The organism is Burkholderia mayonis (assembly GCF_001523745.2).
Taxonomy (GTDB): Bacteria; Pseudomonadota; Gammaproteobacteria; order Burkholderiales; family Burkholderiaceae; genus Burkholderia; species Burkholderia mayonis.
On the sequence record NZ_CP013387.1, the window covers coordinates 163,483 to 188,320 of the forward strand.

22 protein-coding genes are annotated in these 24,838 nt (G+C 67.3%); 15 read left to right on the top strand and 7 right to left on the bottom strand.

Features of this window, described 5'->3' with window-relative positions; translation table 11 throughout:
- Positions 1–631 precede the first annotated feature (631 nt).
- Positions 632–1,048: a DUF3005 domain-containing protein gene (locus tag WS70_RS19380; RefSeq protein ID WP_059470288.1), complete on the bottom strand. Its 417-nt coding sequence runs from the start codon at positions 1,046–1,048 to the stop codon at positions 632–634.
- 270 nt (positions 1,049–1,318) lie between these two features.
- Here WS70_RS19380 and WS70_RS19390 point away from each other — a divergent pair, with 270 nt between their 5' ends.
- Together WS70_RS19390 and epsC are read left to right on the top strand one after the other, a co-directional pair.
- Positions 1,319–1,555, top strand: coding sequence for an HlyU family transcriptional regulator (locus tag WS70_RS19390; protein WP_009914080.1), 237 nt, complete (start codon positions 1,319–1,321; stop codon positions 1,553–1,555).
- Between the two features lie 124 nt (positions 1,556–1,679).
- Entirely contained in the window at positions 1,680–2,603 is a 924-nt protein-coding gene (gene epsC, locus WS70_RS19395) for a serine O-acetyltransferase EpsC (protein ID WP_059470287.1), read from the top strand.
- A gap of 91 nt (positions 2,604–2,694) precedes the next feature.
- Here epsC and WS70_RS19400 read toward each other — a convergent pair whose 3' ends face one another.
- From WS70_RS19400 to WS70_RS19410, 3 genes are all read right to left on the bottom strand, one after another.
- Positions 2,695–3,498 carry an SDR family oxidoreductase gene (locus tag WS70_RS19400; protein WP_059470286.1) on the bottom strand — a complete coding sequence of 268 codons (804 nt, stop codon included), beginning with the start codon at positions 3,496–3,498 and terminating at the stop codon, positions 2,695–2,697.
- On the bottom strand, positions 3,499–4,224 hold the full coding sequence (gene folE / locus WS70_RS19405; protein ID WP_059598113.1) for a GTP cyclohydrolase I FolE: 726 nt from the start codon (positions 4,222–4,224) through the stop codon (positions 3,499–3,501). It abuts the gene before it with no gap.
- A 134-nt stretch (positions 4,225–4,358) separates the two neighbouring features.
- Complete coding sequence (locus WS70_RS19410; protein ID WP_059598114.1) at positions 4,359–5,282, bottom strand: LysR family transcriptional regulator; 924 nt, start codon at positions 5,280–5,282, stop codon at positions 4,359–4,361.
- A 166-nt stretch (positions 5,283–5,448) separates the two neighbouring features.
- Here WS70_RS19410 and WS70_RS19415 point away from each other — a divergent pair, with 166 nt between their 5' ends.
- The 7 genes from WS70_RS19415 (at position 5,449) to WS70_RS19445 (ending at position 12,448) form a co-directional block, all read left to right on the top strand.
- The gene (locus WS70_RS19415) at positions 5,449–6,726 is read left to right on the top strand and encodes a 4-hydroxybenzoate 3-monooxygenase (RefSeq protein WP_059598115.1); all 1,278 of its coding nucleotides are present in this window, start codon (positions 5,449–5,451) and stop codon (positions 6,724–6,726) included.
- Positions 6,727–6,880: 154 nt separating this feature from the next.
- Positions 6,881–7,594, top strand: coding sequence for a 3-oxoacid CoA-transferase subunit A (locus WS70_RS19420; RefSeq protein WP_059598116.1), 714 nt, complete (start codon positions 6,881–6,883; stop codon positions 7,592–7,594).
- Between the two features lie 17 nt (positions 7,595–7,611).
- On the top strand, positions 7,612–8,268 hold the full coding sequence (locus WS70_RS19425) for a CoA transferase subunit B (protein WP_059598117.1): 657 nt from the start codon (positions 7,612–7,614) through the stop codon (positions 8,266–8,268).
- 128 nt (positions 8,269–8,396) lie between these two features.
- Positions 8,397–9,755 carry a 3-carboxy-cis,cis-muconate cycloisomerase gene (locus WS70_RS19430; protein ID WP_059598118.1) on the top strand — a complete coding sequence of 453 codons (1,359 nt, stop codon included), beginning with the start codon at positions 8,397–8,399 and terminating at the stop codon, positions 9,753–9,755.
- A gap of 12 nt (positions 9,756–9,767) precedes the next feature.
- Positions 9,768–10,553 carry a 3-oxoadipate enol-lactonase gene (gene pcaD / locus WS70_RS19435; RefSeq protein WP_059598119.1) on the top strand — a complete coding sequence of 262 codons (786 nt, stop codon included), beginning with the start codon at positions 9,768–9,770 and terminating at the stop codon, positions 10,551–10,553.
- 15 nt (positions 10,554–10,568) lie between these two features.
- The gene (pcaC, locus tag WS70_RS19440) at positions 10,569–10,952 is read left to right on the top strand and encodes a 4-carboxymuconolactone decarboxylase (RefSeq protein ID WP_059470278.1); all 384 of its coding nucleotides are present in this window, start codon (positions 10,569–10,571) and stop codon (positions 10,950–10,952) included.
- Positions 10,953–11,092: 140 nt separating this feature from the next.
- Positions 11,093–12,448 (top strand): MFS transporter, encoded by a 1,356-nt coding sequence (locus WS70_RS19445; RefSeq protein WP_059470277.1) that lies wholly within the window; start codon positions 11,093–11,095, stop codon positions 12,446–12,448.
- 46 nt (positions 12,449–12,494) lie between these two features.
- On the opposite strand, the gene WS70_RS19450 is transcribed toward WS70_RS19445, so the two are convergent.
- The 3 genes from WS70_RS19450 to WS70_RS19460 all read right to left on the bottom strand — a co-directional run bounded on the left by WS70_RS19450 (position 12,495) and on the right by WS70_RS19460 (position 14,671).
- Positions 12,495–12,743 (bottom strand): hypothetical protein, encoded by a 249-nt coding sequence (locus WS70_RS19450; RefSeq protein WP_059470276.1) that lies wholly within the window; start codon positions 12,741–12,743, stop codon positions 12,495–12,497.
- A gap of 100 nt (positions 12,744–12,843) precedes the next feature.
- A complete protein-coding gene (locus WS70_RS19455; RefSeq protein WP_059470275.1) occupies positions 12,844–13,461 on the bottom strand; it encodes a LysE family translocator in 618 nt (205 codons plus the stop codon).
- Between the two features lie 151 nt (positions 13,462–13,612).
- On the bottom strand, positions 13,613–14,671 hold the full coding sequence (locus WS70_RS19460; RefSeq protein ID WP_226382921.1) for an IS630 family transposase: 1,059 nt from the start codon (positions 14,669–14,671) through the stop codon (positions 13,613–13,615).
- A 504-nt stretch (positions 14,672–15,175) separates the two neighbouring features.
- Between WS70_RS19460 and WS70_RS19465 the strand changes: the two genes are divergently transcribed.
- The 6 genes from WS70_RS19465 to WS70_RS19490 all read left to right on the top strand — a co-directional run bounded on the left by WS70_RS19465 (position 15,176) and on the right by WS70_RS19490 (position 24,814).
- Positions 15,176–16,753, top strand: a complete 1,578-nt coding sequence (locus tag WS70_RS19465) for an ABC transporter substrate-binding protein (protein ID WP_059470274.1) — start codon at positions 15,176–15,178, stop codon at positions 16,751–16,753.
- A gap of 87 nt (positions 16,754–16,840) precedes the next feature.
- Positions 16,841–17,794, top strand: coding sequence for an ABC transporter permease (locus WS70_RS19470; RefSeq protein WP_059470273.1), 954 nt, complete (start codon positions 16,841–16,843; stop codon positions 17,792–17,794).
- 35 nt (positions 17,795–17,829) lie between these two features.
- Positions 17,830–18,786 (top strand): ABC transporter permease, encoded by a 957-nt coding sequence (locus tag WS70_RS19475; RefSeq protein ID WP_059598120.1) that lies wholly within the window; start codon positions 17,830–17,832, stop codon positions 18,784–18,786.
- On the top strand, positions 18,787–20,655 hold the full coding sequence (locus WS70_RS19480; RefSeq protein WP_059598121.1) for an ABC transporter ATP-binding protein: 1,869 nt from the start codon (positions 18,787–18,789) through the stop codon (positions 20,653–20,655).
- 93 nt (positions 20,656–20,748) lie between these two features.
- Positions 20,749–22,791, top strand: a complete 2,043-nt coding sequence (locus WS70_RS19485) for a hydantoinase/oxoprolinase family protein (protein ID WP_059598122.1) — start codon at positions 20,749–20,751, stop codon at positions 22,789–22,791.
- Positions 22,792–22,804: 13 nt separating this feature from the next.
- The gene (locus WS70_RS19490; protein WP_059598123.1) at positions 22,805–24,814 is read left to right on the top strand and encodes a hydantoinase B/oxoprolinase family protein; all 2,010 of its coding nucleotides are present in this window, start codon (positions 22,805–22,807) and stop codon (positions 24,812–24,814) included.
- Positions 24,815–24,838 lie beyond the last annotated feature (24 nt).

Consider the following 24,838-nt stretch of genomic DNA (forward strand, 5'->3'; position numbering starts at 1 on the left):
TGCAATGCGCCGCGTCGATGCGCATCGCTTGCGCGCGGATTCGGATGCGCATCCGTTGGCGCGGCGGTCGCTGTCGATGCTGGGACCGGCGCTATTGCCGCTTCTCGGGGCGAGCGCGCATCGATATCGGCGCTGGTACGGTACCGATTTCGCGGATATAGCGCGAAGACCCACGGCGTTGCATCGACGCGGGCGCCAAAAGAGAATTCGAACGCGCGTTTCATGATGCGCGCCGAAGCAGCGCTGCATCGATCATCATGAACCGCGAACCGCGAACCGCGAACCGCGAACCGCGAACCGCGAACCGCGAACCGCGAACCGCGAACCGCGAACCGCGAACCGCGAACCGCGAACCGCGCGAGCTCGACATCTTCCATGCGTGCCGCGTTCATTTCGAGACAACGTTACGACCGACGACCGACGACCGACAAAACGCGACGCTCGCTGGGCGCGCACATTCAAACGCCCGAATCAAACAGCGGATCGGATTCGACGCGCGGACGCGTGAACGCGTCGACGTAAAAATGTTACCAAGGCCCTGCTGCGCGACGACCGCGCAGCGACAGCAATCACACCATGCGCGAACCGGCCTCGCACCGGCACGCACACGGCGATGGCGCCGACACCGACATCAACGTGGAATCGGCGCGAACTCGATGATGCGCCCCGGCCGCCGCGGCGGATGATACGGAGACGGAAGCTCGCCGTCCGCGTGCGCGCCGCCCGATGCGGCGGCGTCGAACCCCTTGTCGACGACCGTGTAGCCGGCTCGCGGCGCGAACTGCGGATGATTGCCGCCGGGCCGGCTGTCGAAGCCGGCAAAGCCATCGGGCGTTTCGGGCATCGCATTGACGAGCGACGCATTGCTCGTCGTGATCTGGTCAGGAGAAATCGGTTCGCCGTTCGCGATGCGGGCGGCCTCGCGATTCTTACCGTCCGTGTCGACAGTGCTGTCGTGTGTCGCGTCGTTGTACAACTCGACGCTGCGCGGATGCGCGTGGCCGGCGTCGGCGGGCGTCTTGCGTTCGAACGGATTCATCGCGGTCATCCCAGCGGCGCGATGCCCGGAGCATTGCAAGACCCGTTCCGGGCACGACGGGAAAAGGCGCGCGTGCGAGCGCCGCTGCCGCGCCGCGTGCCACGCTTTCCAAGTAATTATTTCAGCTAGAAGACGCGTTTTCTACAGAGTATGATTCTTTTCCGACGAAGCGGTGCGCGACATTCGGCGCACCCGCTTCCGCCCGCACCGGGCGCCGCAGCATCCTTAACGGACGGTAGCGAAGAAGAAGGTAAAGGGGGACTTAAGGTGGGCGGACTTATGCACTCTACGACAACTGCATTCACGCATCGCGGGTATCTGCTGAATTGCGCGCCGGCGCGCGCGAGCGATGGCTCGTTCCAACCGTATGTCGTCATCTCCCGATCGAGCGACGGCGAACTGGTCGCCAATCGTTTCTTTCCCTCCGATCTGCATTTCAACGACGAAGATGCGGCGATCGCGCATGCGCGCGATTGGGCCGTCCGATGGATCGACGCGAGCAGTCTCACCATTTAGGACGGCGCGACGACACGTCCGGCGGCCCGCGTTCTGCTGACGCGGCAAAAACGCGGTAATCTTGCGGAACCCGTCACTTTTATCAGACGGCCGTGCGACGAAGCGCGGCCGTGTGTTTTTGCCTATGTCGAAATCCGCTCGAAACTGGGGCCTCGAACAGATCGTCAACGAGCTGCGCGAATCGCGCGAGAAGCTGCATCGCACGCGCCATCCGCGCGGCATTCGTGAGCTGCCGTCGCGCGACGCGATCTGCACGATCGTCTCGGGCCTGCGCGCCTCGTTGTTCCCGACGCATTACGGCGCGCCCGATCTGACCGACGAAACCGTCGACTACTACGTCGGCCACACGCTCGAAAGCACGCTGCGCCTGCTCGCCGAGCAGATCCGCCGCGCGCTGCCGTTCCTGCCCGAGCACGCGGAGACGCCGTCCGCCGCGCTCGGCGAACGCGCGTTCGAGATCGCGCGCGAGTTCGGCACGCAACTTCCCGGCATCCGCGCGCTCCTCGTCAGCGACATCCAGGCCGCCTACTCCGGCGACCCGGCCGCGCAGCACATCACCGAAATCCTGCTCTGCTATCCGGGCGTACTCGCGGTGATGCACCATCGGCTTGCGCATGCGCTGTATCAGCTCGGCGTGCCGCTTCTCGCGCGCTTCATCAACGAGATCGCGCACTCGGCAACGGGCATCGACATCCACCCGGGCGCGCGGATCGGCCCGAGCTTCTTCATCGACCACGGCACGGGCGTGGTGATCGGCGAGACCGCGATCATCGGCGAGCGCGTGCGGCTCTATCAGGCGGTCACGCTCGGCGCGAAGAGCTTCCCCGCCGACGGAGAAGGGATGCTCGTCAAGGGCAACGCGCGGCATCCGATCGTCGAGGACGACGTCGTGATCTACGCAGGTGCGACGATCCTCGGCCGGGTGACGATCGGCAAGGGCTCGGTGATCGGCGGCAACGTGTGGCTCACGCATAGCGTGCCGCCCGGCAGCAGCGTCGCACAGGGGAAGATCCGCGAGGGCGAGAAAGAGAACGCCGAGAAGGATTGAGCGGGCATCGAGCAGGCGGCGCGGCTGCCGTTGGCCCGCGCCGCGCTTGTCGCTTGCTCCGGTTGCTGGCTGCCGCTGTTGCCGCTTTCGCTCAGTGCTTGCCGGCGGGCGACCGGTGCTTGTACAGCACGTCCTGATCGACGCGGATCAGGTTCTGTCCCGCATCGACGACGAAGTCCGCGCCGTTGTATGCGGGCCCCGTCAGCAGCAGGATCGCGTCCGCGACGTCGTTCGGCCCGGCGATCCGCGCAAGCGGCGTCGATGCGCGGCTCGCGTGCTCGAAGTCGGCCGGCGTCTGGTCGTCGCTCGGCAGCATCAACCCCGGAAACACCGCGTTCACGCGCAGCACCGGGCTCGCCGACAGCGCGAGCATCTGCGTGAGATTGCCGAGCGCCGCCTTTGCGACCGTGTAGCTGAAATGGTCGCGATGGAAGTTTTCCTTGATCTTCTGGTCGACGACGTTGATCACGACGCCCTGCGCGCCTGCCGCCTTCGCGCGCTCGTAGTACGCGCGCGTCAGCAGGATCGGCGCGCGGCAGTTGATCGCCCACGCGTTGTCGAATGCCGCGAGATCGAAGCTCGGCAGGTGGTCCTGCCAGAACACCGACGCATTGTTCACGAGCACGTCGAGACGGCCGAAACGCGCGTAGACCGCATCGACGAGATGCGCGATGGCGTCCGCATGGGCAAGATCGGCTTGCAGCGCGACGGCTTCGCCGCCCGCCGCTTCGATCTCTCGCACGAGCGCGTGCGCGGCGTCGGCCGACCGGTCGTAATGCACGGCGACGCGATAGCCGCGCGAGGCGAAGCGCAACGCGAACGCGCGGCCTGCACGGCGCGCGGCGCCCGTCACGAGTACGACGGGTGCGATGGCTGGTTTCATGCTCGACTGCATTTACGTATTCGTCAGATTGACCGAGGACGGATTTGCGACGATCGACAGGAATTCGCGACGCGTTGCCGGATCGGTGCGGAACGTGCCGAGCATCCGCGACGTCACCATCTCGACGCCGGGCTTGTGGATGCCGCGCGTCGAGATGCACTGGTGCGCGGCTTCGAGGATCACGCCGACGCCCTTCGGTTGCAGCACGTCGAACAGCGTGTCGGCGATCTGCACGGTCATCTTTTCCTGGATCTGCAGGCGCTTCGCGAATGCGTCGACGAGGCGCGCGAGCTTCGAGATGCCGACGACGCGATGGTGCGGCAGATAAGCGACGTGCGCGCGGCCGATGATCGGCACCATGTGGTGCTCGCAATAGCTTTCGAAGCGGATGTCCTTCAGCACGATCATCTCGTCGTAGCCGTCGACTTCGCTGAACGTGCGCGCGAGGATGTCGCGCGGTTCGAGCGCGTAGCCCGAGAAGAATTCTTCGTACGCGCGCACGACGCGCGCCGGCGTATCGACGAGGCCTTCGCGGCCGGGATCGTCGCCCGCCCAGCGCAGCAGCACACGCACGGCCGATTCGGCTTCGTCGCGGCTCGGCCGGTTCGCGGGCACGGGGGCGGGCGAGGGCGCGGCGGCGCGAGTCGTCTGCTTGCTTGCCGTTTTGTTCGTTGCCTTGCTCGCCGCCTTGTGCGCGGTCGGGGCCGCTGTGTTGCTTGCGGTCTTTCCTTTAGCCATATGCTCTGAACTCCGTAAGGACCGCTGACGTCGCGGCCGGTCGATCATTGTTTCATGCTTTCGCATCGAGCGTGCGCCGTGGTGCGCATTCGCGAATGCCGGGCGTGCGCTGGCGCCCGCGTAACGGGCAGGCGTCACTTCGGCCATTCGTCCAGCGCGTCGTTGAACAGATCGGCGACGACGCTGCGCAGCCACGCGACGCTCGCGTCGTTGTGGAACTTGCGGTGCCAGTGCTGCTTCAGGTCGAAGCGCGGCAACGGCAGCGGCGGCTCGACGAGCATGATCGACGCGTGCTCGGTCGCATACGCATAGCCGATCGCGTGCGGAACCGTCGCGATCAGATCGGTGCGACTGAGGATGAACGGCAGGCTCATGAAGTGCGGCGTCTCGAGCACTGCGCGGCGCGCGAGCCGCCGCTTCGCCAGATATTGCTCGAGCACTTCCTGGCTGCGGCCTTCCGCGCGCACGACCGCGTGGCCGCACGCGAGGAACTGCTCGAGCGTGAGCGGCTGCGAGGCGAGCGGATGGCCGCGCCGAAGCAGGCAAATGAAACGGTGCGTGAAGAGCCGCTGCTGGAAGAAGTTGGTGCCGCCGAGATCCGGAAAGTAGCCGACCGCGAGATCGACGCCGCCGTCCTCGAGTGCGCGCCCGACCTCCGCATGCGAGAGCGATACCGAACGCAGATTCGCATGCGGCGCGCGTTCCGCGAACGCCTGGAGCAGCCGTGGCAGGAACACGATCTCGCCGACGTCCGACAACGCGATCGCGAACGTGCGCGTGCTCTTTGCCGGGTCGAAATCGTGCGGCGCGACGAGGCCGCGCTCGATGCTCGCGAGCGCGTCGCGCGCGGCCGGAATCAGCGCGAGCGCGCGCGGCGTCGGCTCCATTCCGCGCGACGTCCGCACGAAGAGCGGATCGCCGAAATGCTCGCGCAGCCGCCCGAGCGCGGCGCTCACGCGCGGCTGGCTGACGCCGAGCAGATCGCCCGCGCGGCTCACGTTGCGCGTCTCGTTGAGCGCGACCAGGTACGGAATCAGGTTCAGATCGAGTTCGGGCATCGGATCGGTACTATTGGATATCCGTATACAACTTATCTTCTAAATCGCATTGCCGCATAGTCGGGATAGCGCTGACAATCGATTCACTATTCGAATCAATGATCACATTGCATGGGACCGTTGTAAGCGCTAAAGCGCTAACTCCGGTCGACACAGGAGACGAACAATGCGCACGCAAATCGCGATCATCGGCGCCGGTCCGTCCGGGCTGCTTCTTTCCCATCTGCTCCGCCTGCAAGGCGTCGAATCGGTCGTGCTCGAGGCGCGCTCGCGCGAATACTGCGAGAACCGGATTCGCGCCGGCGTGCTCGAGCAGGGCACCGTCGACACGCTGAACGAAGCCGGCCTGGGCGCGCGGATGCGACGCGAGGGCCTTGCCCACCGCGGCATCGAGCTGCTGTTCGATGGCCGCCGCCACCGGATCGACTTCGGTGAGCTGACGCCCGGCCGCGCGATCATTGTCTACAGCCAGCACGAAGTGGTGCGCGATCTGATCGCGGCCGCGCTCGAACACGGCCAGTCGATCCATTTCGACGTGCGCGATGTCGAGCTGCACGACGTCGCGACCGAGCGGCCATCGGTGACGTTCACGCACGCGAACGGACGCACCGAGCGGCTCGACTGCGACTACGTCGCCGGCTGCGACGGCTTCCACGGGGCCGCGCGCCAGACGATTCCCGCCGAGCGGCTGCACACGTTCGAGCGCGTGTATCCGTACGCGTGGCTCGGGATTCTCGCCGATGCGGCGCCGTCGCTCGACGAGCTGGTTTATGCGCATCACGCGCGCGGCTTCGCGCTGTTCTCGATGCGCTCGCCGACCGTTACCCGACTGTACCTGCAATGCCGGCCCGACGAGAACCTGGCCGAATGGCCGGATGCGCGGATCTGGGAAGAACTGCGCACGCGCTTTGAAAACGACAGCGGCTGGACGCCGAACGAAGGCCGCATCACGCAGAAGAGCGTGACGCCGATGCGTAGCTTCGTGTCCGAGACGATGCAGTATGGGCGGCTGTTCCTTGCGGGCGACGCCGCGCACATCGTGCCGCCGACGGGCGCGAAGGGGATGAATCTCGCGGTCGCCGACGTTCGGGCGCTGTCGTGCGCGCTCGGCGCGCACTATCGCGAAGGTCGCGACGAATTGCTCGATGCGTATTCGTCAACCTGTCTGGAACGGGTATGGCGCGCCGAGCACTTTTCGTATTGCATGACGAATATGCTGCACCCGTCCATCGACGACTCGCCGTTCGTCAACCGGCTGAAGCTCGCCGAGCTCAGGTACGTGACGCGCTCGCGCGCGGCCGCGCAGTCGCTCGCGGAGAACTACGTCGGCTTGCCGTTCGACGATGCGGCAGGCGTCGCGTCATTCGACACGGCCGCCGCCGCGTGGGCACACGGCGGGGCAATAGCGGGCGCGACCGCAGTCGCAGACACGGCGTCGCCTTGACAATCCTGCGCGCGCGCCTCTATGATCGACGCATCGTTCGCTAATCGAATCTGAGTTCGAATTTCGAACAAATCGGATCGTTTAGCGAGGCGCGCAGCCATGCGCGAACGTGTGTCGCAGCGGGCGGCACGCGCGGATTCGCATAGGAAGAGACATGGTCAACAAGATTTTCGATTCCCTCCAGTCGGCGGTGGCCGACGTTCACGACGGCGCGACGATCATGATCGGCGGCTTCGGCACGGCCGGGATGCCGTCCGAACTGATCGACGCGCTGATCGCGCAAGGCGCGCGCGACCTGACGATCGTCAACAACAACGCCGGCAACGGCGAGACGGGCCTCGCCGCGCTCCTGAAGGCGAAGCGCGTGCGCAAGATCATCTGCTCGTTCCCGCGCCAGGCCGATTCGCAAGTGTTCGACGCGTTGTATCGCGCGGGCGAGATCGAACTCGAGCTGGTGCCGCAAGGCAATCTCGCCGAGCGGATTCGTGCGGCGGGCGCGGGCATCGGCGGCTTCTTCACGCCGACGGGCTTCGGCACGAGGCTCGCCGAAGGCAAGGAGACGCGCTTGATCGACGGCAAGCAGTACGTGTTCGAGACGCCGATCCATGCGGATTTCGCGCTCGTGAAGGCGCTCAAGGGCGACCGCTGGGGCAACCTCGTTTATCGGAAGACCGCGCGCAACTTCGGCCCGGTGATGGCGATGGCCGCGAAGACGTCGATCGTGCAAGTGTCGGAAGTCGTGCCGCTTGGCGCGCTGAATCCCGAGCACATCGTGACGCCCGGCATCTTCGTGCAGCGAATCGTCGGAGTGCCGCAGGCCGCGCATGCGGCCGAGCTGGCTGCCGAACGCGCCGCGAGCGCCGCCTGACCCCCGAGGAGAACACGATGAAACGACTGACCCGCGACGAAATGGCGAAGCGCGTCGCGCAAGACATTCCTGAAGGCGCTTACGTGAACCTCGGGATCGGCGTGCCGACGTTCGTGGCGAACCATCTCGATCCGAACAAGGAAATCTTCCTGCACAGCGAGAACGGCCTGCTCGGCATGGGCCCCGCGCCCGCTCCGGGCGAAGAGGACGACGAACTGATCAACGCCGGCAAGCAGCACGTGACGCTGCTCACGGGCGGCGCGTACTTCCATCACGCGGATTCGTTCGCGATGATGCGCGGCGGCCATCTCGACTATTGCGTGCTCGGCGCGTTCCAGGTGTCCGCGCAAGGCGACCTCGCGAACTGGCACACGGGCGCGCCCGATGCGATTCCCGCGGTCGGCGGTGCGATGGATCTCGCGATCGGCGCGAAGCAGGTGTTCGTGATGATGGAGCACCTGACGAAGCAGGGCGAAAGCAAGATCACCGCGGAATGCTCGTATCCGGTGACGGGCGTGCGTTGCGTCGATCGCATCTACACCGATCTCGCGATGCTCGACGTGACGAGCGACGGGCTCGCGGTGCGCGAGATCTTCACCGACATCTCGTTCGACGCGTTGCAGAAGCTGACGGGCGTGCCGCTCATCGACGCGACGCAGAAGGCCGCGGCGTGACGCGGCGGCGCGCGCCGTTCGCGTCGTGCGGCCGCACGGCGTATCGCCGCGGTTGCCCGAACGGACGAGTGCGCAGCGTCCGATGCTTCGGTGGACAATAAGCGCATTCCGTCTTTCCAATCGATCCCATGCTCGAAGACAGCGCCCGCCTGACTTCCCTCATCTGCGGCAGCGAGCCGCTCAACCGGATCTGGTCGCCGCGCGCGACGCTGCAGCGGATGCTCGACGTCGAAGCCGCGCTCGCGCGCGCGCTCGCCGCGCACGGCGTGATTCCGGCGAGCGCGGTGCCGCCGATCGAGGCGACGTGCGTGGCCGACGCACTCGACGCGGAAGCGCTCGCGCGCGACGCGGCGCTCGGCGGCAACCTTGCGATTCCGCTCGTCAAGCAGCTGACCGCGCGCGTGAAGGCGCGCGACGCCGAAGCGGCGAAGTACCTGCATTGGGGCGCGACGAGCCAGGACATCATCGATACGGCGACGGTGCTGCAATTGCGCGATACGTTCGATTGGCTCGAGCCGTTGCTGCGCGATACGTGCGCGACGCTCGCGTCGCTCGCCGCCGCGCATCGCGCGACGCCGATGATCGGCCGCACATGGCTGCAGCAGGCGCTGCCGATCACGCTCGGATTGAAGTTCGCGCAATGGCTCGATGCGCTGCTCCGTCATCGCGAGCGTCTCGCCGCGCTGCGCGCGCGCGCGCTCGCGTTGCAGTTCGGCGGCGCGGCGGGCACGCTCGCGAGCTTGCGCGACGCGGCGCCTGCCGTCGCGCGTTCGTTCGCCGACGACTTGCAACTCACGCTGCCCGCCGTACCGTGGCACACGCAGCGCGACCGTATCGCCGAGACCGCCGCCTGTTTCGGGATGCTGATCGGCACGCTCGGCAAGATCGCACGCGACATTTCGCTGTCGATGCAGACCGAAGTCGGCGAGCTGGCCGAGCCGGCCGCGGCCGGCAAGGGCGGCTCGTCGACGATGCCGCACAAGCGCAATCCGGTCGGCTGCGCGGCCGTGCTGACCGCGGCCGTGCGCGCGCCGGGGCTCGTCTCGACCGTGTTCGCCGGAATGGTGCAAGAACACGAGCGCGCGCTTGGCGGCTGGCAGGCTGAATGGGACGCGCTGCCCGAACTCGCGCGGCTCGCGGGCGGCGCGCTCGCGCAGATCGCGCAGATCGTCGCGGGCTTGAACGTCGACGTCGCGCGCCTTGCCGAAAACCTCGACGCGACGCACGGCCTCGTGCTCGGCGAAGCGGTGATGCTCGCGCTCGGCGACAAGATCGGCCGGCTCGATGCGCATCATCTCGTCGAGCGCGCATCGAAAGAATCCGTGCGAAGCGGCCGCTCGTTGCATGACGTGCTCGCCGCGGACCCGGACGTCGCCGCGCACCTCGCGCTCGACGCGCTGCGGCAGTTGCTCGACCCCGCTCACTACGTCGGCGAGGCGCACGCCTACGTCGACGCCGTGCTCGCGCTTCACGCGAGCCGCCACTAAGGAGAGATTCCCATGCCTTTCGCTTCAGTCAACGGAGTGCGGCTGCATTACCGGATCGACCGCGCGACGCGCGCTGACGCGCCGTGGCTCGTGTTGTCGAATTCGCTCGGTGCGGATCTGTCGATGTGGGCGCCGCAGATCGGCCCGCTGACGGCGCACTTCAACCTACTGCGCTACGACACGCGCGGCCACGGCCACTCGGATGCACCGGCAGGCTCGTATACGATCGATCAGTTGACGGGCGACGTGATCGGCCTTCTCGATCACGTCGGGATCGCGCGCTCGCACTTCTGCGGAATCTCGATGGGCGGCCTGACGGGCGCGGCGCTCGCCGCGCGCCATGCGAACCGAACCGATCGCGTGGTGCTCTCGAACACGTCGGCGAAAATCGGCTCGCCGGAAGTATGGGGGCCGCGTGCGCAGAAGGCGCGTGCCGAAGGAATGGCGGCGCTTGCCGACGCGGTGCTGCCGCGCTGGTTCACGGCCGCGTTCTTCGAGCGCGAGCCGCGCCTCGTCGACGTGATCCGCGACACGTTCAATCACACCGACAAGGACGGCTACGCGGCGAACTGCGATGCGCTGAACGCCGCCGATCTGCGCGACGAAGTGAAGGGCATCGACGTGCCGACGCTCGTCGTGACGGGCACGCACGACATGTCGACGCCGCCCGACCAGGGCCGCGCGCTCGCCGCGGCGATCGAGGACGCGAAGCACGTCGAATTCGACTGCGCGCACATCTCGAACATCGAGTGCGCGGACGGCTTCAACCAAACGCTGATCGATTTCCTGACGGCCTGACGCGAGAGCATCGAGATGAACGACGATCAACGTTACGAAGCGGGCATGAAGGTGCGCCGCGCTGTGCTCGGCGATATGCACGTCGACCGCTCGCTCGCGAATCGCACCGAGCTGACCGATGAGTTCCAGAACCTGATCACGCGCTATGCGTGGGGCGAGATCTGGACGCGCGACGGGCTGCCGCGCCACACGCGCAGTCTGCTGACGATCGCGATGATGGTTGCGCTCAATCGCGGCGAGGAGCTTGCGCTGCATCTGCGCGCGGCGAAGAACAACGGCGTCACGCGCGACGAGATCAAGGAAGTGCTGCTGCAGACTGCGATCTACTGCGGCGTGCCTGCGGCGAATTCGGCGTTCCATCTCGCGCAGCGCATCTTTGGCGAAGAAGACGCGGCCTGACGCCGCGCGACGCGAAACACGAAGCACACACCGCACGGGCGGCCCGCCGAACGGCTGCTGCCCGTGCGCGACGACATGCGCCGGCATCGCATCGGCGCAGGACGCGAAAGGCGTCGATGACAAACCCAACGGAGACAGCAATGACCGATTTCGCGCGCCAGCTCGATGTGCAGCAGTTCATCGACGAGCGGCGCTTCTCGCCCTATCAGTGGCTGATTCTGATCCTGTGCTTTTTGATCGTCGCGGCGGACGGCTTCGATACCGCCGCGATCGGCTTCGTCGCGCCCGCGCTCGGCCAGGAATGGCACGTGACGAAGGCCGCGCTCGGACCGGTGATGAGTGCGGCGCTCGTCGGCCTCGCGTTCGGCGCGCTCACGGCGGGCCCGCTCGCCGACCGGATCGGTCGCAAGCGCGTGCTGGTCGGCTCGGTCGTGTTGTTCGGACTCTTCAGCATCGGCTGCGCGTTTGCGCAATCGGTGACGGAGCTGGCCGTGCTGCGCTTGCTGACGGGACTCGGTCTCGGCGCCGCGATGCCGAACGCGACGACGCTGATGGCCGAGTACGCGCCGCACGCGAAACGCTCGTTTCTCGTCAACACGATGTTCTGCGGCTTCACGCTCGGCTCGTCGGCGGGCGGCCTCGTCGCCGCCGCGCTGATCCCGGATCACGGCTGGCGCAGCGTATTCGTCGTCGGCGGCATCGCGCCGCTCGTGCTCGGCGCGTTGTTGATCGCGTTGCCCGAGTCGATCCGATTCATGGTGCTGCGTGGCGCGCCGCGCGAGCGGATCGCCGCGGTGCTGCGCCGGATCGCGCCCGGCACGTCGTTCGACGGCGTGCGCTTCGTGCTGCCCGAAGACCGTGGCGAACAGCAGCGCTCGGGTGCGGCCGTCGTGCTGTCGCCGCGCTACCGCGCGGGCACCGCGATGCTGTGGCTCACATACTTCATGGGACTGCTCGTCTACTATCTGCTGACGAGCTGGCTGCCGACGCTGATCCGCGACACCGGCTTCACCGTGCGCGATGCGGCGCTCGTCACCGCGCTCTTTCCGCTCGGCGGCGGCATCGGCGCGATCGCAACCGGCTGGCTGATGGACCGCTTCGAGCCGCATCGCGTGATCGCGGTCACATACGCATTGACGGCGCTGTTCGTCTGGATGATCGGGCTGCAGGCCGGGCATCTCGCGCTGCTCGCGACTGTCGTGTTCGTCGCGGGCGTTTGCATGAATGGCGCACAATCGTCGCTGCCGGCGCTCGCAGCCGCGTTCTATCCGACGAGCGGACGTGCGACGGGCGTCGCCTGGATGCTCGGCGTCGGACGCTTCGGCGGGATTCTGGGCGCGTTTTCAGGCGGCTTGCTGCTGCAGGCGCAGCTCGGGTTCGGCACGATTTTCTCGATGCTCGCGGCGCCGGCGTTGATCGCGGCGGGCGCATTGATGGTCAAGCGCACGGCCGCGTTGCGCGACGCGGAACCGAACGCGCCGACGCGGGCGGCGTGACCGGTTGAGACGACAGGCGGGGCGGCGCGGGGCGCGTTTGGCCCCGTTATTCTTCGGCGTCGTGGATCTTTGCGAAGTGGCGCAGATACGCGCGCAGTGCGGCTTCGCGGCTGCGGTGATCGGCAGGCGTCGACGCGCCCATCTCCTCCTCGTCGCCGAACAGCGCGGACGGTGCGCCGTAAGTACCCACTTCGACGCGCTCACGCAGCACGCGAATCAAGTGTGCGCGATGGCGGTATTCGGCGACCCAATGCAGGCCTTCGATCCGATCGCCTGCTTTCAGCAGTGGCTTCATCTGCGTTCTCCCGGCCGGGACGGGGTCGCGGAACAGCGAACCGGCGTCCGGAAGAACAGCGTACGCTTTACCGGATCGGATCACAACGGTGCGCCGCGTCTCAGTGGCCGGTGATCTTGGCGAACATCGGATAAAGCGACAGAACGAGCAGCGCGGCCATCGTGATGTTGAACACACGCAACCAGCGCCGGTTCGACAGGAAGCCGCGCAACCCTTGGCCGAACGCGGCCCAGACGCTGATGCTCGGCAGACCGACGAAGACGAATACGAGCGCCATCCAGACGGCGTTGCGGCCGTAGTCGGCGGAGAGCTGGATCGTCGTGCCGGCGGTCAGCACCATCATCCATGCCTTCGGATTGACCCATTGGAACGCGATCGCCTCGATGAATGTCATCGGACGCGATTTGCCGTTGTGAGCGCGCACTTCGCCGGACGTGCCGATGCGCCACGCGAGATACAGCAGATAGGCGACGCTCGCGGTCTCGAGCAACGTATAGAGGACCGGGATGCGCTTGAATGCTTCGCCGAGACCGAAGCCGACCGACAGCATCAGGATCGCGACGCCGGCGCTGATGCCGAGCATGTGCGGCAGCGTGCGGCGAAAGCCGAAATTGACGCCGGATGCAAGCAACATCGTGTTGTTCGGGCCGGGGGTGATCGAGGTGACGAGCGCGAACAGCATGCCGGCGGGCAGCGCACTGATGGTGAGGTAGTCCATGGTGATGCTCTCTTCGTCTTTGGAATTCAAGGATGACGAAGGGAGTTTAGTGGACTGTGGCGGTACAGTACCGATACAGTTTGTGGGATGGTTGCCAGTACGGGACGGGGCATCGGCAACAACGGTTCGCACAGTTGTGTCGGCCCCTCAATTACGATGCGCCGTCTTGTAGCGGATAGCTGCGGAAACTCCATTTGAAGGGGCGCGCGGCCCGATTGTGCTCGCTGACGAACCGCTCGGTCCGCTCGCGCAGGTGCGCAGTGCTGGCGTGACTGGCATGGCGCAGCACCCGGCGGGTATAGCGCGCAAACCAGAGTTCGATCTGATTGGCCCAGCTCGCGTGCAACGGCGTGAAGTGGAAATGAAACCGGTTGCCATGCCGCGCGTTGAACTCCTGCCAGACGACCTGGGCGCGATGCGTGTTCAGGTTATCCCAAACCACGTGCACTTGTTTGCCCGGGTGCGCGACTGCCACGCGCTCCATGAAGGCGACCAGATCGTCCTGGGTGCGTCGATCGCGGCACTCGGCGAGCACCTTCCCGGTATGCGCATCGAGCGCGGCAATCAACGTCTGGGTGCCGTGACGGATATATTCGAATTCACGACGACGCAGCCGTCCTGGTGCGGGCGAGCGTTCCGGGTGCTTGCGCTCGATGGCCTGAATGCCGGTCTTCTCGTCGATACTGAGTACCACCGCGTTTCGAGGCGCCTTGCGATACAGCTTGCAAATCCAGTTGACCGTTTCGCGAAAGGCCGGGTCTGAGCTGTGTAGCCATTGCTGGACCCGGTGCGGGCGTACATGCCGGCCCGCAAAATGCGCTGTACCTGGCTGCGGCTGATCTGCCCGACGACACCGCGCTCCACGGCGCGCCACAATCTCGTCGAGCGTCGGTGTGACCCGTCCCTCAGGTTCCTGCGTTTCACACGCCAGCGCGATCAATTGCAGCCGCGCTTCGTGCGTGATGCGTGGCGGACGGCCACTTCGCTCGCCCTCGCGAATGCCTTGGACACCTTGCCGCGCAATGCGCTTGCGCCACAGGCAGACCGTTTTCACCGATACCCCCAGCTCCCGCGCAATGACCGTGTTGGAGTAACCCTCGTGCGCCCACAACGCGATTTGCGCGCGCATCACATCTCGCTGCGCAGCGGTCTTGCGCTCGATCAGCGATAGCAGTTCCTGTCTTTCTTTCCTCGCCAGCTTCACTGGCATTGCTTGGTGGCCTCGGCTCATCCCGCCATCATGTCCGAGGCGATCAATTATTCAATCTATTTATGGGATGTTGTGCTAGGGCGAACTTCTCGTTGGCCCGCCCAGAACCACCTCGCGCGCGAATCGATGCAAAACGCATGGTCCGGCGCGCGAGAACGCGTCGGTTGTGCCGAATCGACTTTTTTGTCGACGATTGCCGGGACGCGCGCCCCTTTACGATTTTCGCCAGGACGTGACGCGTCAAACCGGCGTCGCCGGAACGCCGCTCGCCGCCGGGGTTTTCGCGGACGCGCAGCAAATCGTGCTGCGCTGACCACCTAAAACGGTCGAATCATGTCGTCAAGGCGCGTCGAATCGCGACAATCGGCATTTTTTTCGATGCTTAAATCGTTTTGAAGCGCGCATCGCGGGAACCGGCACCAGCAGGCGGACCCGGACCATACGTCGGAACAAGAAACTGCTGGACACCCAGGATCAACCTTCTCATTGTTAGGAGCTGTTCGGATGAGCGACGAAATCAAACATGGCGGTTTCACGCGCCGCGACATGATGCGTGTGATGGCCGCGGGGGGCGTGTTGGCGACGGGTGCCGCAGGCGGGTTGCTGGCCGGCGCGAAATCCGCGTTCGCCGCTCCGGCGCCGAAGCGCGGCGGCAAGATCCGCGTCGCGTACGACGCGAGCTCGACCGCCGACACGCTCGATCCGGCGAAGGGCTCGACGGGCGCCGATTACATCCGTTTCTTCCTGTTCTACAGCGGCCTGACGCAGCTCGACGAGAGCCTGACGCCGCAGCCGAACATCGCCGAATCGGTGCAGACGAAGGATGCGAAGACCTGGGTCGTCAAGCTGCGCCGCGGCGTGACGTTCCACGACGGCAAGCCGCTCGCGCCCGCGGACGTCGTCTACTCGCTGATGCGCCACAAGAACGCGGCGACCGCGTCGAAGGTGAAGTCGCTCGCCGACCAGTTCGCCGACATCAAGGCGACCGGCCCGAACGAGGTCACGCTGACGCTCGACAACGCGAACGCCGACCTGCCGGTGATCCTCGCGACGCCGCAGTTCGTGATCGTCAAGGACGGCACGACCGATTTCTCGCAGGCGATCGGCACGGGCCCGTACAAGCTGAAGTCGTTCAAGCCGGGCGTGTCGACGGTCGGCGCGCGCAACGACGGCTACTGGAAGTCGGGCGCGCCGTACCTCGACCAGATCGAGCTGATCGGCATCGGCGACGCGGCCGCGCGCGTGAACGCGCTCTTGTCGGGCGACGTGCAGCTGATCAACGGCGTCGATCCGCGCGCGACGCAGCGAGTCGCGTCGACGGCGGGCTATGCGGTGAAGGAGACGAAGTCGGGCCTTTACACCGACTTGATCCTGCGCCGCGACAGCGCGATGACGGGCAACATGGATTTCGTCAACGGGATGAAGTACCTGTTCGATCGCGAGCAGATCCGCTCGGCCGTGTTCCGCGGCTACTCGGTGGTTGCGAACGACCAGCCGATTCCGCCGGGGCATCGCTACTTCAACGCGTCGCTGGCGCAGCGGCCGTTCGACCTCGACCGCGCGAAGTTCCATTTCCAGAAGGCGGGTGCGATCGGCACGACGCTGCCGCCCCTCTATGCGACGACCGACGCGAACGGCTCGGTCGAGATGGCCGTGCTGCTGCAGCAGACGGCGGCGAAGATCGGCGTGAACCTGACGGTGAACCGCGTGCCCGCCGACGGATACTGGTCGAACCACTGGATGAAGCATCCGCTCGGCTTCGGCAGCATCAATCCGCGCTCGAGCGCCGACGTGCTGTTCACGCAGTTCTTCAAGTCGGATGCGACGTGGAACGAGTCGGGCTGGAAGAACCCGAAGTTCGACCAGCTGCTGCTCGCCGCGCGCTCGGAAACCGACGAAGCGAAGCGCAAGCAGATGTACGGCGAGATGCAGGCGCTCGTCGCCGAGCAGGGCGGGATCGGCATTCCGGCGTTCATCAGCATGCTCGATGCGCACGACAAGCGCCTGAAGGGCCTCGGCTCGATCCCGACGGGCGCGCTGATGGGCTTCCAGTTCGCCGAGCACGTCTGGTGGGAAGCGTGATGCGCACGTGATGGAGCCGGCATCGCCGGGCGCCGGGCGCGCATCGCTCCCGGGCCCGGCCCGCGTCGTTTCGAAGAGGCCCCGCAGATGAACCAGACCATAGTCGAGTTGATCGGCAAGCGGATCGCGCTGACGGCGCTCACGCTGCTGATCGTGTCGGTGATCATATTCGCGATCACGAACCTGCTGCCGGGCGACGCCGCGCAGGCGGCGCTCGGCCAGTCGGCGACGCCGGAGACGGTCGCCGCGCTGCGCCTGCAGTTCGGCCTCGATCAGCCGGTCCATCTGCGCTACGGCCACTGGCTCGCGCAGGTGCTGCACGGCGATTTCGGCAAGTCACTGTCGAGCGGGCTGCCCGTCGCCGAGATGATCGACGGGCGGCTGCCGAAGTCGCTGACGCTCGCCGCGATCACGACGGCGTTGTCGGTGCCGGTCGCGCTCGTGCTCGGCATTCTCGCGGCGGTGAAACGCGAGACCGTGATCGATCGGATCGTGAGCCTCGGCACGCTGTCGCTCGTCGCGACGCCCGAGTTCCTGATCGCGACGGTCGCGGTGCTCGTGCTCGCGGTCAAGCTGCACTGGCTGTCCGCGCTGTCGTACAACGGCGAGATCGACAGCGTCGATCACGTCCTGCGCGCGTATGCGATGCCGGTGCTCACGCTGTGCGCGGTCGTGATCGCGCAGATGGCGCGGATGACGCGCGCGGCCGTGATCGAGCAGCTCGGCGCGTCGTACGTCGAGATGGCAATGCTCAAGGGCGCGAGCCCCGCGCGCGTCGTGCTGCGCCACGCGTTGCCGAACGCGATCGGTCCGATCGCCAATGCGGTCGCGCTGAGCCTGTCGTATCTGCTCGGCGGCGTGATCGTCGTCGAGACGATCTTCAACTATCCGGGCCTCGCGAGCCTGATGGTCGACGCGGTCGCGAACCGCGATTTCCCGCTCGTCCAGGCGTGCACGATGATCTTCTGCTTCGGCTATCTCGTGCTCGTGCTGCTCGCCGACCTGTGCTCGATCGTCTCGAATCCGAAGCTGCGGACATGACGAATCCCGGACCCCTTTCGACGGAGACGCGGCCCATGAACCACGCCGATCTGATTCAACGCAGCAGCGCCACCCCCGCCGACGGCCGCGAGCCGTCGTGGAGCGGCGGCGCGCCGTCCGGCGCGCCCGCCTCGCGCGCCGCGCGCAAGCCATTCGCCGCGCGGCTGCGGCTGTCGAAAGGCGGCTGGGTCGGTCTCGCGATGGTGAGCATCGCGCTCTTCGTCGCGGTGTTCGCGCCGTGGCTCGCGCCGCATTCGGTCGGCTCGATCGTGTCGACCGACGTGTTCGCTCCCTTCAGCGCGAAGCTGCCGCTCGGCTCCGACTACCTCGGCCGCGACATGCTGAGCCGCATCGTCTACGGTACGCGCCTGACCGTGCTGCTCGCGCTCGCCGCGGCGCTACTCGCCGCGATCACCGGCACGTCGCTCGGCCTGTTCGCGACGGTCGCGGGCCGTGCGGTCGACGAGACGATGAGCCGCCTGCTCGACGCGATCACGTCGATTCCGTCGAAGATGTTCGCGCTGATGCTCGTCGCGGCGTTCGGCTCGTCGCTGCCGCTCCTGATCCTGACGGCCGCGATCAGCTACATGCCCGGCTCGTACCGGATCGCGCGCTCGCTCGCGCTCAACATCAGCACGTACGAATACGTGCAGGTCGCGCGGGCGCGCGGCGAGCGCCCGGCCTACATCGCGTGCGTCGAGATGCTGCCGAACATGATCCACCCGATGCTCGCCGATACGGGCCTGCGCTTCACGTTCGTCGTGCTGCTGCTGAGCGGCCTGAGCTTCCTCGGCCTCGGCGTGCAGCCGCCGTACGCGGATCTCGGCTCACTCGTGCGGGAGAACATCGCCGGGCTCGGCGAAGGCTCGCCCGTCGTCATCATGCCGGCGCTCGCGATCGCGATCCTGACGGTCGGCGTGAACCTGCTGATCGACGGCCTGCCGCATCGCGGCCGCCGCAGCGACGCGGCAGGCGCCGCAGGAGAATACTGAATGAACGTCGATCGCGACAATCTCGTCGAGGTGCGCGGGCTGCGCGTCGTCGTCGGCCGCCCGGGCGAGCCCGTCACGACGATCGTGCACGGCGTCGACTTCGACGTGCGGCGCGGCGAAGTGCTCGCGCTGATCGGCGAATCCGGTTCCGGCAAGACGACGATCGCGCTGTCGCTGATGGGCCATGCGCGAAGCGGCTGCCGGATCGCGGGCGGTGCGGTCCGCATCGGCGACGCCGACGTGCGAGCCTTGTCGGACAAGGCGCTCGCGTCGCTGCGCGGCCGCAAGGTCGCGTACATCGCGCAGAGCGCGGCCGCCGCGTTCAACCCGGTGCGCACGATCCTCGATCAGGTGATCGAGAGCGCGCTGATCCACAAGACGATGACGCGGCGCGCCGCCGGGGCGAAAGCGGTCGAACTGTTCCGTGCACTCGCGCTGCCCGAGCCGGAGAAGATCGGCGCGCGCTATCCGCACCAGGTGTCGGGCGGGCAACTGCAGCGGCTGATGGCCGCGATGGCGCTGATCACCGATCCTGAGCTCGTGATCCTCGACGAGCCGACCACCGCGCTCGACGTGACGACGCAGATCGACGTGCTGCAGGCGTTCAAGCGCGTGATCCGGCAATGCGGGATGACGGCCGTGTACGTGTCGCACGATCTCGCAGTCGTCGCGCAGATGGCGGACCGCATCGTCGTGCTGAGCGACGGCCGGATCCGCGAGATCGGCGACACCGAGCAGATCCTGCACGCGCCCGCGCATCCGTATACGCAGAGCCTGATCGCGGCGGTGACGCCGACCGATTTCGAGCGCGCGGCCGCGCAGGCGAAAGCCGACGCGGGCCCGCTCCTCGAAGTGCGCCGCGTGACCGCCGGCTACGGCCGCAAGGACGGCAACGGCCGGCCGGCGAAGACGATTCTCGACGACGTCGATCTGAGCATCGGCCGCGGGCAGACGGTCGGCGTGATCGGCGAATCGGGCTCCGGCAAGACGACGCTCGCGAAGGTGATCGCGGGCCTCGTGCCGGCCGCGGGCGGGCAACTGCTGCTCGACGGCGAACCGTTGCCGAGCGACCTGGGCCGCCGCACGAAGGAGCAATACCGGCGCATCCAGATCGTGTTCCAGAACGCGGACACGGCGCTCAATCCGGTGCATACGGTCGAGCGCACGCTCGCGCGGCCGCTCGCGTTCTATCACGGGATGAAGGGCGAGCGCGCGCGGCGGCGCGTCGCCGAGCTGCTCGAGCTCGTGCGGCTGCCGGCGTCGATCGCCGCGCGCCGCACGGTCGAGCTGTCGGGCGGACAGAAGCAGCGCGTGAACCTCGCGCGCGCGCTCGCCGCCGAGCCGGAGCTGATTCTTTGCGACGAAGTGACGTCCGCGCTCGACACGGTCGTCGGCGCGGCGATCATGGACCTGCTGGGCGATCTGCAGCGCAAGCTCGGCGTGTCCTACCTGTTCATCACGCACGACATCGCGAAGGTGCGCGCGATCAGCGACGACATCGTCGTGCTGTACGCGGGCCAGCGCGTCGAGACGGGCAGCCGCGAGGCGCTGTGCGCGCCGCCGTTCCATCCGTATTCGCATCTGCTCGTGTCGTCCGCGCCCGAGCTGCGCGCGGGCTGGCTCGACGACGCGACCGAGCGCTGCCGCCGTCCGCTCGCGCCGATCGGTCCCTCTGCCGGCAACCCGGAGCTGTGCTCGTTCCTGTCGCGCTGCGCGGTGCGGATCGACGGCGTCTGCAATCAGGCGACGCCGTCGCTGCGCACGCTCGACAACGGCGCGCAGGTGCTCTGCCATCGCAGCGAGGCCGACCTGATCCGTTTCCAGGCGCCGCCCGCGAAGGCGGCGCTCGCGCCCGCGGGGCGCTCGTGATGAGGGCGGCGCGTCCTGAAGCGCGGCTTCGGGTGGTCTTTCCTGTCGCCCGGCGGGCCGCGCCTGCCGGGCATCAATGAGCAAGGAATCTTCGTGGGAATCAGAATCGGGGTGGACATCGGCGGCTCGTTCGCCGATTTCGCGGTACTCGACGACGCGACGGGCGAACTGAAGACGCTGAAGGTGTTTTCGCGGCCGGACAGTCCCGGCAGCGAAGTGCTGTGCGGGATGGCGTCGCTCGGCGAGCGCTACGGGATCGCGCCGCGCGATGTCGCGTACTTCACGCACGGCACGACGGTCGGCGTCAACGCGGTCGTGCAGCGCAAGGGCCTGCGGCTCGGTCTCGTCACGACGCGCCACTTCGAGGACGTGCTCGACCTCGCGCGGCTGAAAGGCCCCGACATGTACAACCTGCTGTCGAAGCGGCCCGCGCCGCTCGTGCCGCGCGAGCGCGTGTTCGGCGTGATCGAGCGGCTCGCGGCGGACGGCAGCATCGAGACGCCAGTCGAAGAATCGAGCGTGCTCGACGCGATCGCGCGGCTGCGGCGCGCGAAGTGCGACGGCGTCGTCATCGCGCTGCTGCATTCGTATCGCAATCCAGCGCACGAGCACGCGGTGAAGGGGATCGTCGAGCGTGAGATGCCGGGCTTCTTCGTGTCGTGCTCGTCCGACGTGTGGCCGATCATCCGCGAGTACGAGCGCACGTTGACCGCGGTGATCGGCGGCTATGTGCAGCCGAAGGTGTCGCACTATCTCGGCTCGCTGCAGCGCGCGCTCGCCGAGACGGGCGTTTCGTGCGACATGAAGGTCACGAAATCGAACGGCGGCGTGATGAGCGCCGAAGCGGGCAAGACCAACTGCGTGCAGATGATCCTGTCCGGCACCGCGTCCGGCGTGATCGGCGCGGCATACGTCGCGAAGCAGAGCGGTCTGCCGCGCTGCATGAGCCTCGACATCGGCGGGACGACCGCCGACGTCGCGCTGATCGTCGACGGCGAGCCGCAGTACGCGACCGGCGAATACATCGGCGACTTCCAGATTCACATTCCTTCGGTGTCCGTGTCGTCGATCGGCGACGGCGGCGGTTCGATCGCCTGGGTCGACGATTTCGGCGTGCTGAAGGTTGGCCCGGACAGCGCCGGCTCGAATCCGGGCCCCGTCTGCTACGGGCGCGGCGGCACGCGCGCGACGATCACCGACGCGTTCGTCGTGCTCGGCGTGATCGGCAACGCGAGTCTCGGCTACGACTCGGTGAAGGTCGATCGCGCGGCCGCGCATCGCGCGATCGACGCGCTCGCCGCGCGGCTCGGCAGCGACGCATACCGGACCGCCGAGGCGATCGTCGACGTCGCGGTGTCGGGAATGTATGCGGGCGTGAGCCGGATCGTGTCGCGCTTCGGGATCGATCCGCGCGCGTTCGCGCTGCTGCCGTTCGGCGGCGCGGGGCCGATGCTCGCGTGCCACTTCGCGCGTGCGATCGGCATCGACGAGATCGTCGTGCCGGCCGCGCCGGGCGTGCTGAGCGCGCTGGGCGGCCTGATCGCCGATACGCGCAACGACTTCGTGAAGACGACTTACTACGACCTCGACGCGGCGTCGCTCGCGCAACTCGGCGCGGACGCGCGCGCGCTCGAACGCGCGGCGCGCAGATGGATCGTCGGGCAGATCGGCGACGATCGCGACGCGCGGATCGTGGTGTCGGCCGACATGCGCTACAAGGGCCAGTCGTTCGAGATCGACACGCCGCTCGAGCTCGGCTGGCTGCACGGCGACGATCCGGCGCCGCTGCGCGACGCGTTCGATCGCGAGCACGCGCGCCTGTACGGCCACAGCGATGCGTCGGCGCGCGTGCAGGTCGTCGCGCTGCGGCTCGTGATCTCGGCCGCGACGCCGAAGCCGGCGCTGAAGCCCGTCGACGCGAGCGACGCGCCGCCGACGCCCGCGAACACGATCCGCGTGTTCATGAACGGCGCATTCCACGACGCGGCGCTCTATCTGCGCCGCGACCTGAAGGCGGGCCAGCGCTTCGACGGCCCGGCCGTGATCGCGCAGGACGACTGCACGACGACCGTGCTGCCCGGCTACCGGGCCCGCGTCGACGCGCTCGGCCAACTGATCCTGAACCGTGCGAGCTGATCCGGAGGACGCAATGCAACTCGACAAATCGGTGCTGCAGATTTTCGCGAACTATTGCGTCTCGGCGGCGGAAAGCATGGCGTACACGCTCGTGCGGACCGCGCATTCGACGTTCGTGAAGGAAACCGAAGATTTCTCGTGCGCGATCATGACGCCGGACGGGCTCACGTTCGCGTCACCGAAGACGCTCGGCGCGACGTGGTACGTCGGGCTCGACTACGGCTCGGTGATCCGGATGATCGACGATTACGCGCCGGGCGACGTCTGCATGACGAACGATGCGTACAGCGGCTTCGTCGCGACGCACACGCCCGACATCGTGATCTGGAAGCCCGTGTATTACGGAGACGAGATCGTCTGCTTCGTCGGCGGGCACATCCACAACACCGACATGGGCGGCGCGGTCCCGGCTTCGCTGTCGCGTACGCTGACCGAGATCCAGCAGGAAGGCGTGCGCTTTCCGCCGTGCAAGATCGCGCGCGCGGGCGTCGTCGACGACGCGCTCGTGCGGATCATGGCGACGAATGTGCGCGCGCCCGAGCAGAACGTCGGCGACTTGCTCGCGCAGCTCGCGTCGCTGCACACGGGCGAGCGGCGCGTGCTGGAGATCGTCGAGCGTTTCGGCCTCGACGGCTTCAAGGCCGGGATGCGCGCGCTGCTCGACTATTCCGAGGAACAGGCGCGCACGATCCTGCGCGGCATCCCCGACGGCGACTACGGCTTCGCCGAATACGCGGACGAGGATTCGGTAAACGGCAAGCCGATGCGCGTCGCGCTGACCGCGCGCATCCGCGGCGGCGAAGTCGAGATGGACTACTCGGGCAGCGATCCGCAACTGCAGTCGTCGCTGAACATGCCGACAGGCGGCCACGAACGGCATGCGCTCGCGCTCGTCGGCCTCGTCTACGTGCTGTACACGCTCAATCCCGACATCCTGTTGAACACCGGGATGCTGCGCGTCGCGCGCTGCGTGCTGCCCGAAGGCTCGGTCGTCAACGCGGCGCCGCCCGCCGCGGTCGGCATGCGCAGCCTCACGTGCAAGCTGCTGCATCTGCTGACGTTCGGCGCATTCGCGCGCGCGGTGCCCGAGCGTCTCGCCGCTTGCCCGGCGGGCGGGCTGTCGATCCTCAGCGTGAAGACGATGAGCCGCGAAGGCGAAACCGTGATGGCGTCGATCGGACCGATCGGCGGCGGCGCGGGCGGCAGCGCGACCGACGACGGCGAGGACGGCTCCGGCGCGAACAACGCGTTCCTGCGCAACACACCGGTCGAGATCAACGAGGCCGAGGTGCCGATCCGGATCACGCGCTACGGCGTCGCGCCGGGCTCGGGCGGCGCGGGCCAGTATCGCGGCGGGCAGGGGCTCGTGATGGAGTTCCAGGTGTTCGCGCCGAACACGCTCGTGACCGCGCGCAATCGCGACCGCACGCGCTTCGCGTCGTGGGGCCTCGATGGCGGACTGCCGGGCGGCAACGCGCGCTTCACACGCAATCCCGACACGCCGCAAGCGGAAGCGCTCGACAACAACGATCTCGTCGTGTGCGCGCCCGGCGACGTGATCCGGCTCGTCGGCGCGGGCGCGGGCGGCTACGGCCGGCCGATCGACCGCGAGCCGGCGAAGGTTCGCGACGACGTGCTGCGCGGCTATGTGAGCGCCGATGTCGCGCGCGACGTGTACGGCGTCGCGCTCGACGGCGACGAGGTCGACGTCGAGCAGACCGCCGCGTTGCGCGATGCGGCGCGCGAACGGCTCGCGGGCGAATTCGCGCCGGCGTTTTCGTTCGGTACGTACCGCGAAGCATTCGAGGCGAAGTGGACTCGCGCGCGCTACGCGGCGCTCACGCGCATCCTCACCGGCGTGCCGGTGCCGTGGCGCTACTTCATCAAGCATCGCTTGTTCGATGCGCTCGACGCGCGCATCGCGGTGGATCCGTACGGCTGCGGGGACGGCGGCGGCGAGATCGTCGACGTGCTGTTCGCGGAGCTGTGCCGCGCGTATCCGCAACTGACGCGGGCGGCGTGACGCGATGGGCCGCGCCGCGCGCCG